The organism is Aquaspirillum sp. (assembly GCF_055136605.1).
Genome location: NZ_JBSQVP010000054.1, coordinates 1 through 15200, shown reverse-complemented (window position 1 = coordinate 15200; position 15200 = coordinate 1). Strand labels below are relative to the sequence as shown.

The 15200-nt window shown below is 48.8% G+C and carries 16 protein-coding genes and 3 tRNA genes; 9 read left to right on the top strand and 10 right to left on the bottom strand.

What is annotated here, in order from left to right; translation table 11 throughout:
* The 8 genes from ACTBZS_RS09510 to ACTBZS_RS09475 all read right to left on the bottom strand — a co-directional run.
* On the bottom strand, window positions 1–120 hold a 120-nt coding region (locus tag ACTBZS_RS09510; RefSeq protein WP_045050002.1), incomplete at its 3' end, for a GTP-binding protein.
* Window positions 121–163: 43 nt separating this feature from the next.
* Window positions 164–238: transfer RNA gene (locus ACTBZS_RS09505), tRNA-Thr, on the bottom strand.
* Between the two features lie 17 nt (window positions 239–255).
* Window positions 256–329 (bottom strand) — tRNA-Gly (locus ACTBZS_RS09500).
* A 40-nt stretch (window positions 330–369) separates the two neighbouring features.
* Window positions 370–454, bottom strand: a tRNA-Tyr gene (locus ACTBZS_RS09495).
* 140 nt (window positions 455–594) lie between these two features.
* Window positions 595–849 (bottom strand): YfhL family 4Fe-4S dicluster ferredoxin, encoded by a 255-nt coding sequence (locus ACTBZS_RS09490; RefSeq protein ID WP_022654604.1) that lies wholly within the window; start codon window positions 847–849, stop codon window positions 595–597.
* Window positions 850–917: 68 nt separating this feature from the next.
* Complete coding sequence (rsmD, locus tag ACTBZS_RS09485; RefSeq protein ID WP_460429276.1) at window positions 918–1508, bottom strand: 16S rRNA (guanine(966)-N(2))-methyltransferase RsmD; 591 nt, start codon at window positions 1506–1508, stop codon at window positions 918–920.
* Between the two features lie 58 nt (window positions 1509–1566).
* Window positions 1567–2901: a M16 family metallopeptidase gene (locus tag ACTBZS_RS09480; protein ID WP_463043951.1), complete on the bottom strand. Its 1335-nt coding sequence runs from the start codon at window positions 2899–2901 to the stop codon at window positions 1567–1569.
* Window positions 2891–4258, bottom strand: coding sequence for a M16 family metallopeptidase (locus ACTBZS_RS09475; RefSeq protein WP_463043950.1), 1368 nt, complete (start codon window positions 4256–4258; stop codon window positions 2891–2893). The genes ACTBZS_RS09480 and ACTBZS_RS09475 overlap by 11 nt, the downstream gene beginning before the upstream one ends.
* A 178-nt stretch (window positions 4259–4436) precedes the next feature.
* Here ACTBZS_RS09475 and ftsY point away from each other — a divergent pair, with 178 nt between their 5' ends.
* The 5 genes from ftsY (at window position 4437) to bioA (ending at window position 9647) form a co-directional block, all read left to right on the top strand.
* Window positions 4437–5546, top strand: a complete 1110-nt coding sequence (ftsY, locus tag ACTBZS_RS09470) for a signal recognition particle-docking protein FtsY (RefSeq protein ID WP_022654600.1) — start codon at window positions 4437–4439, stop codon at window positions 5544–5546.
* Window positions 5547–5585: 39 nt separating this feature from the next.
* Window positions 5586–6236 carry a cell division ATP-binding protein FtsE gene (gene ftsE, locus ACTBZS_RS09465; protein ID WP_027405420.1) on the top strand — a complete coding sequence of 217 codons (651 nt, stop codon included), beginning with the start codon at window positions 5586–5588 and terminating at the stop codon, window positions 6234–6236.
* 7 nt (window positions 6237–6243) lie between these two features.
* Complete coding sequence (locus ACTBZS_RS09460) at window positions 6244–7152, top strand: cell division protein FtsX (protein WP_463043949.1); 909 nt, start codon at window positions 6244–6246, stop codon at window positions 7150–7152.
* Between the two features lie 204 nt (window positions 7153–7356).
* On the top strand, window positions 7357–8226 hold the full coding sequence (gene rpoH, locus ACTBZS_RS09455) for an RNA polymerase sigma factor RpoH (RefSeq protein WP_460429272.1): 870 nt from the start codon (window positions 7357–7359) through the stop codon (window positions 8224–8226).
* Between the two features lie 62 nt (window positions 8227–8288).
* The gene (gene bioA, locus ACTBZS_RS09450) at window positions 8289–9647 is read left to right on the top strand and encodes an adenosylmethionine--8-amino-7-oxononanoate transaminase (protein WP_460429271.1); all 1359 of its coding nucleotides are present in this window, start codon (window positions 8289–8291) and stop codon (window positions 9645–9647) included.
* A 5-nt stretch (window positions 9648–9652) separates the two neighbouring features.
* Here bioA and ACTBZS_RS09445 read toward each other — a convergent pair whose 3' ends face one another.
* On the bottom strand, window positions 9653–10144 hold the full coding sequence (locus ACTBZS_RS09445) for a TlpA family protein disulfide reductase (protein ID WP_460429270.1): 492 nt from the start codon (window positions 10142–10144) through the stop codon (window positions 9653–9655).
* Window positions 10145–10233: 89 nt separating this feature from the next.
* Between ACTBZS_RS09445 and ACTBZS_RS09440 the strand changes: the two genes are divergently transcribed.
* The 4 genes from ACTBZS_RS09440 (at window position 10234) to ACTBZS_RS09425 (ending at window position 13946) form a co-directional block, all read left to right on the top strand.
* Window positions 10234–11211, top strand: coding sequence for a carbohydrate kinase family protein (locus ACTBZS_RS09440; protein ID WP_460429269.1), 978 nt, complete (start codon window positions 10234–10236; stop codon window positions 11209–11211).
* Between the two features lie 90 nt (window positions 11212–11301).
* Complete coding sequence (gene gshA / locus ACTBZS_RS09435; protein ID WP_460429268.1) at window positions 11302–12588, top strand: glutamate--cysteine ligase; 1287 nt, start codon at window positions 11302–11304, stop codon at window positions 12586–12588.
* A gap of 9 nt (window positions 12589–12597) precedes the next feature.
* Window positions 12598–13560: a glutathione synthase gene (gene gshB, locus ACTBZS_RS09430; protein WP_463043952.1), complete on the top strand. Its 963-nt coding sequence runs from the start codon at window positions 12598–12600 to the stop codon at window positions 13558–13560.
* Window positions 13557–13946 carry a diacylglycerol kinase gene (locus ACTBZS_RS09425; RefSeq protein WP_463043948.1) on the top strand — a complete coding sequence of 130 codons (390 nt, stop codon included), beginning with the start codon at window positions 13557–13559 and terminating at the stop codon, window positions 13944–13946. The genes gshB and ACTBZS_RS09425 overlap by 4 nt, the downstream gene beginning before the upstream one ends.
* A gap of 95 nt (window positions 13947–14041) precedes the next feature.
* Here the strand turns inward: ACTBZS_RS09425 and ACTBZS_RS09420 are convergent, their stop codons facing one another.
* Entirely contained in the window at window positions 14042–15067 is a 1026-nt protein-coding gene (locus ACTBZS_RS09420) for a hypothetical protein (protein WP_463043947.1), read from the bottom strand.
* Window positions 15068–15200: the final 133 nt, after the last annotated feature.

Sequence of the window (15200 nt, the reverse complement as noted above, 5' to 3'; positions counted from 1 at the left end):
GAATTTTTTCGACAAGATAGTGGTGATTGCAGCGGTCAGCGTGGTTTTACCGTGGTCAACGTGGCCAATGGTACCTACGTTAACGTGGGGCTTGGTACGCTCGAACTTCTCTTTTGCCATGATCGGACATTTCCTTTGACTTTTAAGCCAAACAAAAAGAAGATGGTGCCCATGGGCGGAATTGAACCGCCGACCTCTCCCTTACCAAGGGAGTGCTCTACCCCTGAGCTACATGGGCCTTTTGACTTATTGCACTGGAGCGGGTGAAGGGAATCGAACCCTCGTCGTAAGCTTGGAAGGCTTCTGCTCTACCATTGAGCTACACCCGCCTGCTTAACACCGCCAATTTAAAACTATTACAACAAATTCTGGTGGAGGGAGAAGGATTCGAACCTTCGAAGGCAGAGCCGTCAGATTTACAGTCTGATCCCTTTGACCGCTCGGGAATCCCTCCTGAAAGAGACCCGAACTATAAAGACATCTCGTAGACCAGTCAAGCGCTTTTTGCAAAAAATTTTTGCGTAAAAAGTAAAAAAGCCCGCATAAACGGGCTTTTTTATTTCAATTCATCAGGTTAGCGGACTGCATTCAGTCTTACGCCGATTTACCCGTGATGATCAAATATTTCTGATACAGCTCATCATGGGTTTCTTGGTGCGCAGGATCCAAAGGAATACAGTCCACAGGACAGACTTGTTGACACTGTGGCTCGTCATAGTGACCCACACATTGCGTACAGAGATTGGGATCAATCACATAAATCTCTTCACCCTGCGAGATCGCATTGTTGGGACATTCCGGTTCACAGACATCACAGTTGATGCATTCGTCGGTGATGATTAAAGCCATACTATTTTCCTCAAGTATTTACTTCGTGGTGGATTGTGGCATTGCTACCGCTTCACTGCAAGACAGCACTAAGGCGCTGCCGCAGCTAATCGCAACAGACCGTAATGCACATGACCCGCTTTTGCTTGTTTCACCACATCCCAACCAGACAGTTGCTCAGGCTCTGGCCACAATCCAGTTTCAATATAGACACAACCGGTAGCCGTCAGTAATCCTTGCTGTTGGATCAACGTTAATGCTTTAGGTAATAAATCGGAAGCAAAAGGCGGATCAAGAAAGATCGTATCAAATGGCACTTTCGCTTGTCGCATCCACGCGAGGGCATCCGTTTGCACCACTTGTACGGTATGCGCAGTCAGTTGTTTTTGATTGTCCTTTAATGCCGCCACAGCGATACGTGAGGCCTCTAACATAAATACCGCTTTTGCCCCACGAGAGGCAGCTTCAAACCCAAGAGCACCACTGCCTGCAAAAGCATCTAAACACAACTGGCCAGTCATTTCTTGTCCCAACCAGTTAAATAAGGTTTCACGAACTCGGTCTGGAGAAGGGCGTAAGCCTTCACTATCGGGAAAAGTAATCAAGCGGCGGCGTAAACTGCCGCCGATAATCCGTACTTTGTGGCTGCCTTTATTCTGACTACGTGCTGAATGTGACATCAATCATCCAATATAAAATCGCTTAAGTTGCATTTTAGCATTGGCGTTGCTCTGGCGATTAAGGCTCAACACCCACCATCACCCGTTGCCATTGTTGGGAAGCCACACGGCGCGCAAAAGCTTGTTGAATTTGTTCACGGCTGACAGCAGCAATACGTTGGGTGTAAGCAGAGAGAAAATCATCGGGCAAACCATAGAAACCTATTACCGCCGCATAGTCGAGCAATTTACGGTTGTTATCTAGGCGCAACGGGAAACCCCCAATGAGATGATTTTTTGCCTGAGTCAACTCCTCAGCCGTTGGCCCCTGCGTAATAAATTGTTGAACCACCGAATCGATTAGGTTCGCCGCTTTATCCGCATTCTTTTTTTCTGTGGCCAACTGAATCACGAAGGGGCCAGCTTCACGCAATGGACTCATATAACTGCTCACACCATATGTCAGCCCATGCTGATCGCGCAGCACTTTCATCAAACGCGAGTCAAATCCCCCACCGCCCAAAATATAGTTGCCGACCAAAAGCGGATAGTAGTCAGGGTCATGCCGTTGCAACAGCGGCATTCCCAACATGATATGCACCTGAGAGGATGGATGAGGCCGTTTAATCAACGATTGAGAAGCAACCGCAGGCACTTTGTTTAATGTGGCCTGTGGCGAACTGGGGCGTGGCAGCTTTTGGGTAAGCGATTGAGCAATATCTCGAGCATCCTGTTGGCTAATATCACCGACGAGCGTGACTGTAGCGGAAGCGGCCTGATAGTATTGTTGCCAGAAGGCTAAAATGTCGGCGCGTTGAATACGAGAAACCGTTGCAATCGAAGTCAGCGCCTCATATCCATAAGGATGGTTTGGGTAGATGGCAGAGGTCAATAAACGATCTGCCACACTTGCCGCATCCGTTTCTGCCTGTTTTAAGCCCTCGATGGTGCGTTTTTTTTCACGCTCAACCGCTGCCACAGGAAAACTGGGATTGGCTAATAAATCTGTCAATAACGCTAAAGCAGCCGTACGCTGTGGCTCACTGCTTAAGGTTCGCAGTTGTAAGCCAGCGCGCTCCGTTTCAATGGAACTACTGAGGCGCGCTCCTTGATCGGCCAGTTTTTCTGCTAAGGCTTGTTCAGAATATTGTGTCGTTCCGGCTTGCAATAACGATAGCGTCAGGGCGGATAACCCAGCTTTTTGCGGTGAGTCGCGCCAAGAACCCGCATTAAAATCAACCCGCACATCTAATATCGGTTGATTACGGCTCTCGATAAACACCACTTTCGCACCCTGTTCGGTTTGCCAGCGCAGCAACTGTTGGGCCTGAACCCAACTGGTACTCAACGCCATCCCCAAAGCCAAAGCAGCCACTTGCACCTGTCGCCACGGTTTCATCACCTTAGTTAGCATGTTTTGCCCCTTTTGCGATTGCAACAGTTGTCGTTTTTTCTGGTAATAACACACCGACAGTTAAACGCTGATCGACTAGATAACGCTGAGCCACACGTTGAATATCGGCACTGGTCACCGCAAGCAATTGTTCTAATAAAGTGTCTTCCTGACGCCAATCAAACCCTAATGATGCCAACCGCCCCAAATTCATGGCCTGACCAAATAAAGAATCTTTTTCATAGACCCGTGAAGCGCGCATTTGGGTACGCAGACGTTGTAACTCGCTGTCACTCACCCCGTGTTTCACCAATTGCGCCAGCTGTTTACGAATGGCCATTTCCATATCCGTCACAGCCACCCCTGCCGCCGGCACTGCGGTAATGGTAAATAGCGCAGCACCCCGTCCCAGCATGTCGTAATCCACACTCACTGAACTGGCAGATTTCTGTTCTCTGACCAGTGTTTTCGGCAATCGTGATGACTCTAGCCCATCCAACACCGCCGCCAGCATCGCCAACGCAGGGGCATCTGTTTGCGCTTGATTGGGCGATAGACGAGGGACTTGCCATGCCATAGCAAGATAGCTCAGCTCGGAAGGACGATGGACCGTAAAACGTTTGAGACCTAACGGTTCCGGTTCTTGTCGTGGCACAATGTTCGGAATGGGACGTTTTGGTAAAACACCAAAGTGTTTTTCAGCCATGCGGAACACGTGCTCTGGTTTAACCGCGCCAACAATCACCAATGTGGCGTTGTTTGGTGCATACCACATTTGATACCACCGCCGTAAATCACTGGCCTGCATGGTATGTAGATCATCGGCCCAACCAATAATCGGATGACGCGCTGGGTTGGCGACTAATGCTTGGGCAGACAATTGTTCAAATAACACGCCTGTCGGCTGATCATCAGTCCGCAAGCGGCGTTCTTCGCGAATCACTTGAATTTCTTTAGCGAATAAATCATCAGCAATCCGCAAATTCCCCATCCGATCGGCTTCTAGCCGAATGGCCTCTTCTACGCGATCTGCCGCTAATTGTTCAAAGTAAACCGTATAATCACGGCTGGTAAAGGCGTTGTGTTTTCCACCTAAAGCAGCAATGCGTTGCGAAAATTCACCGTCACCAACCTGTTGTGTGCCACGGAACATCATGTGTTCTAATGCGTGGGAAACACCGGTTAACCCTTGGCTTTCATCGACCGAACCGACGCGATACCACAGTTGTGACACCACAACTGGGGCCCGTTCATCGGTACGGACAATCAGCTTTAAGCCGTTATCAAGAGTTTTTTCTACCGTTTCTGCCTGTGCTGTGATCGAGACACCAAGCAGCAGACCACACAACACCGAACGCAGAGAAAAAAGCTTTGCCATGATGGTTCATGTCCTAAGCAGAAGAAAAACCGAATACAATTCCGATTTTGACCGGCTTGCCACTGTCAACCAGTTGGCTTGCCACCACGATGACAGTCAACACCCTTGTGCCAATTGCGCTGACTGACTGTTGTAATGTCACCTGTTTTTATTTCGCAGATGGTTTATCAATTCTCTCATGTTTAGTTTCTTCAAAAAGAAAAAACCGCCAGTTGTTGAGCCCGTTGTTAGCACCGAGCCCACCACACCAACAGCCCCCCCTGCCGAATCAATCGAACCTGTGGTGGTATCCGAGCCTGTTATCGAGACAAAGGTTCCCGTCACCGTCACCGTCACCCCACCACCACCGCCTGTAGCAGCAGAGGCGCCAGCCTCTCGTAAATTGTCATGGACAGAGCGGCTGAAAAGTGGCCTTGCCAAGACACGCGATAAGCTAGGTAAATCGCTGGCGGGGTTGTTCGGTGGGGGCAAAATCGACGAAGACTTGTACGAAGAACTCGAAACAGTCTTATTAACCGCTGATATGGGCGTCCCTGCTACCACACACTTATTAAAAGAAGTGCGTGAGCGTGTATCCTTAAAAGGTCTCAAAGACGCCAGTGAATTAAAAGGTGCGCTGAAAGATGCCCTACATGAACTGATTTTGCCGTTGGAAAAACCGTTACAAACCGATCAACATCGTCCTTTTATTATCCTGATGGCGGGGGTAAACGGTGCAGGTAAAACCACCTCGATTGGTAAATTGGCCAAATATTTCCAAGGTCAAGGTTTATCTGTCTTGCTCGCCGCAGGGGATACTTTCCGCGCAGCAGCACGCGAGCAACTGGCTGAATGGGGTGCACGTAATAATGTGACCGTGATTTCTCAGGAAAAAGGGGATGCCGCTGCCGTCTGTTTTGATGCCATTCAATCTGCCATTGCCCGCAAAATCGATATTGTCTTGGTGGATACAGCAGGACGGTTGCCCACCCAGTTACATTTGATGGAAGAAATCAAAAAGGTCAAACGTGTCATTGACAAAGCACTCCCCGGTGCACCACATGAAGCCTTATTGGTATTAGATGCCAATACCGGACAGAATGCCCTCACACAAGTGAAAGCCTTCGATGATGCCTTGGGCTTAACCGGTCTAATTTTGACTAAATTGGACGGTACAGCAAAAGGGGGCGTGATTGCGGCCATTGCTCGCGAACGCCCCGTGCCACTGCGCTTTATTGGTGTTGGTGAGACCTTAGACGATTTACGTCCTTTCCATGCCCGTGACTATATCGATGCGTTATTCGATTAAGCAAAGCTAACCATGACCAGCGCCCCCTCACCCAACCCGATGATTCAATTTTCTGAAGTCAGCAAAGTGTATCCTGGCGGGATTGAAGCTCTTAACCAATTGACCTTTCAAATCGACAAGGGTGAGATGGTGTTTCTTGCCGGCCATTCAGGGGCCGGCAAATCCACCTTGTTGAAATTGATTGCTGGCATTGAACGTGCCAACCGTGGGACAGTGACAGTGAATGGGCAAAATCTTTCTAAGATGCACCCCACCGAACTGGCCTATCTACGGCAACACATTGGTTTGATTTTTCAAGATCATAAAATTCTGTTCGACCGCACTGTGCATGAAAATGTGCTGTTGCCATTAGAAATTATTGGTTTTGATCGCCGAGAAGCCGCCAAGCGTGTTCGGGCCGCCCTAGACAAGGTGGGCTTGCTTAATAAAGAGAAAATGAATCCGGTGCGCTTATCCGGTGGTGAACAACAGCGCCTTTGTATTGCCCGCGCCGTCGTCCATCGACCCGCCATTTTGTTAGCCGACGAACCCACCGGCAATCTCGACCGCGCTTATGCACAGGATATTATGGAGTTGTTTAAATCCTTCCATCAGGTTGGCGTCACGATTGTGATCTCAGCCCACGATGAAATATTGATGCGCGAATATGGCCAACGCACTATTCGGCTTTCTCAAGGCAAACTAGGCTAGGGTGTGTATGCAACGCTTTTTTTATTTACACCTGCGGGCAGCAAGCCAAGCACTCCGCACACTACTCCAGCAACCCTTAAGCAGTTTATTAGGACTGGCGATGTTGGGATTGGCCGTGGCACTGCCGGTTTGTCTGTATCTCTTGGTCAGCAGCGCCCAACAATGGAGCCAAGGGTTGACCGTTAAGCCCGAAATTACCGTCTTTATGGAGCTGAATGCCGAACGGACTGATGTTGTCGTGGTGGATGAACATTTGCGCCAGCATAAGTCAATCGCCGACTATGAATTTATCAGCCGTGAACAGGCGCTGAAAGTCTTACTAGAAAAACAAAATCTACAAGACATCGGCCAAGCCCTTGGCGGTAATCCCCTACCAGATGCTTTTATCATCCGCCCAAAAGAACTGACGCCAGAACAGATGGAACAATTGGCGGTGGAACTCAGTCACTTACCGCTGGTCGAAAATACGCAATTTGATGCCGGTTGGGCGCGCAAATTGGCACAAATTTTGGCTGTGCTACAACATTTCACCTTGGTGTTAGGTGCAAGCTTGGCAGTGACCTTACTGTTGGTCACCCATAATATGATTCGTATGCAGATCTTGGCACACCGTGATGCGATTGAAGTATCAAAATTGATCGGTGCTCCCAATCCCTTTATCCGGCGGCCTTTTCTCTATTTGGCAGTGTGGCAAGGGGGAATTGCTGCGGCATTAGGATGGGGCTTGGCTCAAGCCTTTATCGCGACACTCAATCCTTTGATTGCTGATTTTGCCGCGCTCTATCATAGCCAAGCGGAACTACACAGCCTAAATTTGGAAGAAAGTGCCTTGTTGGTTGTCAGTATCATTGGCCTCTCTTGTTTAACTGCGGCATGGACATGCACGCGCTTATTGCGCAAACTGGAACCACGCTGATGCCAACCGTATTTAAGACAAGGTTAATATAGTGGTTAAACAATGGTCACATTCGATCGCTGCTTTAAGTCAGTTTTGATAGAGAAACACTATAGTTGCGATAAAAAAATACTTGACTAAAAAACTAGTCTATTTCTAGCACTCTCCATAGACGAGTGCTAGAATAAAAACAAAGAAGACATCTTCCGGAAAGGAAAGCGAAAGATGAGCAAAGCATTCGCATTACCAATTCCATCCAGCAACGGCAGTCTGGAGAGCTATATCGCAGCGGTGAACAGCATCCCGATGCTGACCCCAGAACGTGAACTTGAATTGGCAACCCGTCATCAAGAACACCAGGACATTGACGCTGCCCGCGAACTGGTGATGTCACACCTGCGAGTCGTGGTGTCGATTGCACGCGGCTATTCTGGTTATGGCTTACAACAGGCGGACTTGATTCAAGAAGGCAACATTGGCTTGATGAAGGCGGTCAAACGCTTTGAACCCACCCGTGGTGTGCGGCTGTTTTCTTTTGCGGTGCACTGGATTAAAGCGGAAATTCACGAATTTATCTTGCGTAACTGGCGCTTAGTGCGTATCGCCACCACCAAACCACAGCGTAAGTTGTTTTTTAACCTGCGCTCGATGAAACGTGGCTTTAGCGCACTCAGCGATAGCGAAGCACAAGATATTGCTTTGGCTTTAGGCGTGAAACCCGAAGAAGTACGCGAGATGGAAACCCGCATGAGCGGGCAAGACATCGGTTTGGTCGCAGACAACGACGATGATGATGCGTTTTCGCCTATCGATTGGCTTGCCGACCACGACAACGAGCCCACCCATCAAATTGAACGCAAAGCTTTCGACCGCTTACAAAAAGAAGGGATTCACGAAGCGTTAGAAAGCCTCGACGCACGGAGTCGCCGCATTATTGAAGCACGTTGGTTAGCTGACGATGGTGGCTTAACCCTGCATGATTTAGCCGCTGAGTTCAATGTGTCAGCAGAACGTATCCGTCAAATTGAAGCGAAAGCCCTACAAAAAATGCGTAGCGCGATGCTACAAAATCACAACGAAATCGTCATCGCTTAATACTTGTTTTCGCACACTGACAACAGGCCCCTCGTGGGCCTGTTTTTTATGGAAGTCGCCCGATGTCGCCCTCTCAGGATTTATTAGCACGCAGCCGCGCAGCGGTTTGGCACCCTTGCACCCAAATGCAACGTCACGAAACCCTACCGATTGTCCCTATTATTCGTGGGGAAGGCAGTTGGTTATATGGTGAACAAGGCGCTCGTTATTTAGACGCCGTCAGTTCATGGTGGGTTAATCTATTTGGCCATAATGAGCCACGCATCAAAGCTGCCATCAGCCGCCAGATGGATCAACTGGAACATGTGATGCTGGCAGGGTTTACCCATCGGCCTGTGGTTGAATTGTCAGAACGTCTTGGTGCGTTATCTGGGCTGGGCCATGCTTTTTATGGATCGGATGGCGCTTCGGCAACAGAAATTGCCTTGAAAATGAGCTTTCATTATTGGCGCAATCAAGGACAACCAGAGAAAACGCGTTTTGTGCATCTCGAAAACAGCTATCACGGTGAAACCGTTGGTGCACTGGCAGTGACGGATATTCCCTTATTTCGTCAAACCTACGCCCCGCTGTTACTTGAAGGTCTATCGGTACCGTGTCCGGATAACCGACACGCCAGCACAGACATCAATGCAGAGCAACTCGCCGAACACGCCGCACAGGCAGTAGAACAGTGCTTCGCCACACAACATCAACAAATTGCCGCCATGATCGTCGAGCCCTTAGTCCAAGGGGCGGCCGGCATGGCAATGTATCACCCACATTATTTACGGCGTATCCGCGAGCTGTGCGATCGTTACGACGTGTTATTGATTGCAGATGAAATCGCCGTTGGCTTTGGCCGTACCGGTCGCTTCTTTGCCCACCAACACGCCGAGATCACACCTGATTTTCTATGTTTATCAAAAGGGATTACCGGCGGCTATTTGCCGTTATCTGTCGTGCTCACCACTGATGCGGTTTATCACGCTTTTTATGATCCAGATGTCACACGCGGCTTTTTACATTCACACAGCTACACGGGGAATCCTTTGGCTTGTGCGGCGGCGCTGGCGGTGCTCGATATTTTTGAACAAGATCAGGTATTGCAGTGCAATAAGCAGAAAGCCGAGGCTTTCACCCAGCAATTACAAGGCTTGTGTGATTTACCGTGGGTCACACATTTCCGCCACTGTGGGATGATTTGGGCGTTTGATGTGGTCTGCGAACGCAATGATTTTGCCCTCGCTTTTTTCCGTGAGATGTTAAAACACGAATGTTTGGTGCGACCCATTGGGAAAACAGTGTACTTTATGCCGCCTTATTGCACCACTGAGGCAGACATCACTCATCTTTATCATGCCACTCGTGCCAGTTTGGCCGCCGTCTGTGGCAACCAAACGACCCCTACGCATACCACCGTAGAACCTAAAATGGCCTAAACCGTTTAGAGGCGCGGTTTAACAGCATCTAGTAGGTTTTGTTCGGTGATTTTACCGGTCAGACGGGCCGTGATATTGCCATCACGGTCTAGCACCACGGTAAAAGGCAAAGCGCCGATTTTATTGCCAATCGTCCGCATCAACTCCAAAGCACTGTTATCCGCCACCAACAGTGGATAGGTAATAGAAAATTGTTGGGCGAAATTTTTAACGGGGATTTTCTGATCCAGAGCAATCCCCACCACCGCGACACCATGTGGGCCAAACCGTTGTGAAAAGGTGTTTAACATCGGCATTTCTTCGCGGCAAGGGGCACACCATGTCGCCCAAAAATTGACCACCACCACTTTCCCACGCCAATTTTCAACCGACTGTAGTTTGCCATTCACATCAGGAAAACGCGCCTGATCGAGTGCTGAACCTGCCCACGCAGAGAGGGGACTGCAAGCAGCAATCAATGCGGCCATCATCAAATGGCGGCGGCTAAACAATGCCATATTTTCATCCTTTTTGTGCTTGTTGCATGGTGATCACCGACTGATGCGCTTAGAATGTTTGCTCTTTTTCTGATGTAAAGGCAACAGCAATGTCGATCTTGGTCTGTGGCTCGGTGGCTTACGATACCCTACTGCATTATCCCGGTCATTTTCACCAACATCTCTTAAGCGACCATTTGCACCGACTTTCGGTGTGCTTTGTGACACCAGAATTGCGGCGAGAGTTCGGCGGCTGTGGTGGCAATATTGCCTATACCTTACACCAACTAGGAGCCCAGCCTTTATTGATGGCGACAGTCGGTAAAGATTTTGCCAGCTATCACGACTATCTGAACCAACAAGGGATACGGACCGATTATATCCGTGTCTTGCCAGCGCACTACACTGCACAATGTTTTATCAATAGCGATCAAGACGGTAACCAAATCACTGCTTTTCATCCCGGTGCAATGAACTTTGCCGATCAAAATCAGATTAGTGAAGTACGCGAGGCGGTGAAATGGGCGATTGTTGCCCCGACGGGACGAGCAGGGGATATTGCCTTTCCGCCTCAACTCGCTGCAGCACAGATTCCTTTTATTTTCGACCCCGGCCAAGAGTTACCGTTATTGAGTGGGGAAGAGCTTTTACACTGTGCCAAACTGGCCCATGTGCTGACCTTAAATCAATATGAAGCCGAGCTATTTACTGAACGCACCGGACACGCTGCCCATACCCTAGCAGGGCAAGGCCAACTGCAAGCGGTAGTGATTACACAAGGGGCTGGCGGCAGTGACGTCTATCTTGCCGATCACACCACCCTGCATGTCGCCGCCGCCCCCATCAGCCAAGCGATTGACCCCACTGGTTGTGGAGATGCTTTCCGCGCAGGCGTGTTGTATGGTTTACACCAAGGCTGGTCATGGTTGAGTATTTTGCAGTTTGCCAGCGTACTCGGCGCCATCAAGATTGAACACCAAGGGGGACAAAATCATCGTTGTCACTTGCCAGAGGTGTTACAACGTTGGCAGAGCGCGTATGCTGAACCGGCCTTGCCACCGGCCCATCAGACGGTATGCCCTACCTAAATTCCGGATGAAATCGTCGTGTTTCGATTGAAAATGCGGCGAGGCACCGCCATAGATGAGCCTTTGAATCCCAAACAATAGGGAAAGAGTATGCCCGTACCTTCGCTAGCAACCCACTTGACCGGCCCGTTATTGGAACTAGAGCGGCGTTTTCTTGCTGCCCAACCACAAATTGAACACTGGTTCCGTAATCAATGGAGCAACCATCAAGCCCCGTTCTATGGTTCAGTTGATCTACGCAATAGTGGGTTCAAACTGGCACCGGTGGATATGAATTTATTCCCTGGTGGTTTTAACAACCTCAATCCCGATGCGTTGCCGTTGGCGGTACAAGCCGTTGCCAGCGCTGTTGAACACGCCTGCCCCCGTGCCAAAAGTATATTGCTGATTCCAGAAAACCATACCCGCAACACTTTCTACCTGAAAAATATCGCCGCCTTACGGCATATTTTAGAAACGGCTGGGTTACAGGTGCGTTTAGGTAGTTTGTCGCCAGATATCAATGAGATCACCCAACTGGATGCGGGCGATGGCGTACAACTGACCCTCGAACCGCTACGCCGCGAGGGAGATCGGGTTACCGTCGGTGATGATGGCTTTGATCCATGTATTGTTTTACTGAATAACGACTTATCCGCCGGCATCCCTGATCTGTTACAAGGCATTAAACAAACTCTCTTACCACCGCTTCACGGTGGTTGGGCCGTGCGCCGTAAAACGCAGCATTTCAGTGCTTTCGACCAAGTGGCTACCGAGTTTGCTAACTTACTCGATCTCGATCCGTGGTTAATCAATCCTTATTTTGCCGGTTGTCGTGCGCTCGATTTTCACGAGCGACAAGGCGAAGATGAATTAGCCGATACTGTCTCCGACATTCTGCAGCGGATTGGCAGCAAATACCGTGAATATGAAATTGATGTGGCACCGTTTGTGATTGTGAAAGCCGATGCAGGGACGTATGGCATGGGTGTGATGACTGCCAAAAGCCCTGATGATGTGCGCGGCCTCAACCGCAAGCAACGCAATAAAATGTCGGTGATCAAAGAAGGGCAACAAGTCAGCGAAGTGATTGTGCAAGAAGGGGTGTATACCTTTGAAACCGTGGGTGAAGCCGTTGCCGAACCAGTGATTTACATGATGGATCGCCATGTGGTCGGTGGGTTCTATCGTGTACATACGGGACGTGGCCGCGATGAGAACCTGAATGCCCCCGGTATGCACTTCTCGCCGATGAGTTTCGATGGTGCATGTTTGCCCGACCGGACTTGTGGCCCAGAAGACTCAACCAATCGTTTATATGCCTATGGTGTTGTGGCACGTCTTGCCCTGTTAGCTGGGGCACTCGAACTTGAACGCACCGCACCGACTGCCGCCTAAGGAATCATGATGCACTTTGCTTTTATTGCCGATCCACTCGATCATTTGAAAATCTACAAAGACAGCACCTTTGCCATGATCGAAGAGGCTGCCCAACGCCGCCATCAAATTTCTTACCTCACCGCTGCTGATTTAACGGTAGAAGATGGCAAGGTGTATGCAACCGCAGGTCAGTTGTTTTTGACGGGCGATCCTCATGCGTGGTTTCAACAAGGCGAGCCAGAGACAACCGCTTTAACGGCATTTGACGCAGTGATTATGCGTAAAGATCCGCCGTTTGATAGCGAATATTTGTACGCTACGCATTTGATGACATTGGCAGAAAAGCAAGGGGCATTGTGTATCAACAGCGGTCAAGCCTTGCGCGATCACAATGAAAAACTGGCAATTTTAGAATTTCCAGAATGGATTTCACCGACCACCATTAGCTCACAATATGAGGTGTTACGCGATTTTATCTTGACGCACCAAGATGTGATTTTGAAGCCGTTAGATAGCATGGGCGGCGATAGTATTTTCCGTGTTACCGACCACGACCCTAATTTATCGGTGATTTTAGAGCTGATGACACGCCAACAAACCCGCACCATCATGGCACAACGCTATATCCCTGCTATCACTGAGGGGGATAAGCGGGTGTTGTTAATTGATGGGGTGCCGGTGGATTATTGTTTGGCGCGGATTCCGAAAGAGGGGGAAACGCGCGGTAATTTAGCCGCAGGCGGCCGAGGGGAAGCACGGCCATTGTCTGATGCCGACCGCGCCATTGCCGAGGCGTTAGGGCCGGTGTTGCGTGAGCGTGGTTTGTTATTGGTGGGGTTGGATATCATTGGTGATCGTTTGACGGAAATTAACGTGACCAGTCCAACGTGTTTCCGCGAAATCATGCAGCAAACTGGTTGTCCGGTCGCCAGTTTGTTTATTGATGCGGTGGAACGGGCTGTGCAGCAACATCAGCAGGCCACAGCGTGAGCACACCAGCACCGGAGGAAAGCCCATTCAAGGGCAAGTCTGGTATCAAACGGGTTTGGCATGCTTTGGGCTATTCGATTGAAGGGCTGGCAGCGGCATGGCGGCATGAAGATGCTTTTCGGCAACTGACTTTGCTGGCCTTGCTGTTGATTCCATTGGCGTTGTGGTGGCCGGATATCATGAGGGTAAGTCGGGCGATTTTGGTGGCCAGTTCTTTGGCAACATTAGTGATTGAGTTGTTTAATTCGGCGATTGAAGCCGCCGTCGATCACACCTCCCTCGCTCGTCATCCTCTCGCTAAACGTGCGAAAGACCTCGGCAGCGCAGCGCAGTTGTTGGGGTTGGTGAATTTGGCGGCAATGTGGGGTTTATTGGTGATTTTCTAGCCACATCTCAGCAGCAAGAAAAAAAAAGGGCGAACCACGTGTTCGCCCTTAGTAAATTCAGTATCCTTTTTCCACTTAAATAATGGAAATTCTGATCACCATCTCCCATTAAATGGCATTGCAAATTCGAAAACATCTGGATTCAAATAAACGTTTTTCATGACAAATCCGTCTGCATTTGTTTTTACTACTGTAAATTCTGGATGACTCTTGTTTGTTGAAATATAGCTTCGCCAAGAAACAACGGGATTACTCCAAGAAGGCTCACACAAATCACGCTTTAATTTTAGGGCGACATCTATTTTTTCTTTTGCAAGTGTTAAATCAGGCGTTACCAATAAAATGGCAACAGACTTCATAACCAAGTAAGTTACAGTCTGAATGAGAGTTCGTGCAGATGCGACTAAGGGCATACCATAAACTTCATGGTCAAACCGAAGCACTCTGCCATCTGCTAACCAGTAGATCATGAAATGCGATTCTGTAAGGTCTGCAATGGGGGTTTCATGAGCTAAGTGATTCCTTAGTGTTTTCCTCCCAATCGATAACACAATATCGTTAAGCGTCGACTCGCATTCATTAAGCACCTCTAGGAGGTACTTCGCCCTTTTATCAAATCGCATGGAATTCTCAAGTAATCTACGTGCATCCTTAAAATAAACTTGAACTCTTTTACCCTTAACGTTCAAAATTTCACATCCACCACAATGGGCAGCAAATAAATTGGCAAGGTTATCAAGAGCAGCCACAGCGTGCAGAATCAGCGATTCAAATTCCATGCCTAGTTCTTTGTGATTACGCGTAATTTGCAGTGGTGGACAAAAATCCTTATCTGGTACATCGGCTCCTAGCACACCTGTACCTCTCGGCAGTAATTCGATCTCTTTTAGGTAATCTGCTACTCGAGATGAGTAGTAGAAAACTGTGTCCAGTCGAGACAGTAGCCGTAAAAGGTCACTAACTAGAACAGGAATAGATTCACTATTCTTATAGTCAACAACTTCTTGGCGCAGTGCAGAAAGTACAGCAGCACACTGGAATGAGAGGGTCCCATATGCAACTAATTGGGGTGCAGATGCGTAACTTATATATTCCTGCCCAAGTTCATTGTAATTAGTCATACTGTTTTTTCTTAAATTTTTAAGTTAAACCAAATATGAAAAGAATATCAAAAAAGAAAAGACCCAAAGAATTATCTTAATAAAAATTCTAAAAAGCTAACAAGCGAATAATTTTTATAGAGTCGTTATAGAG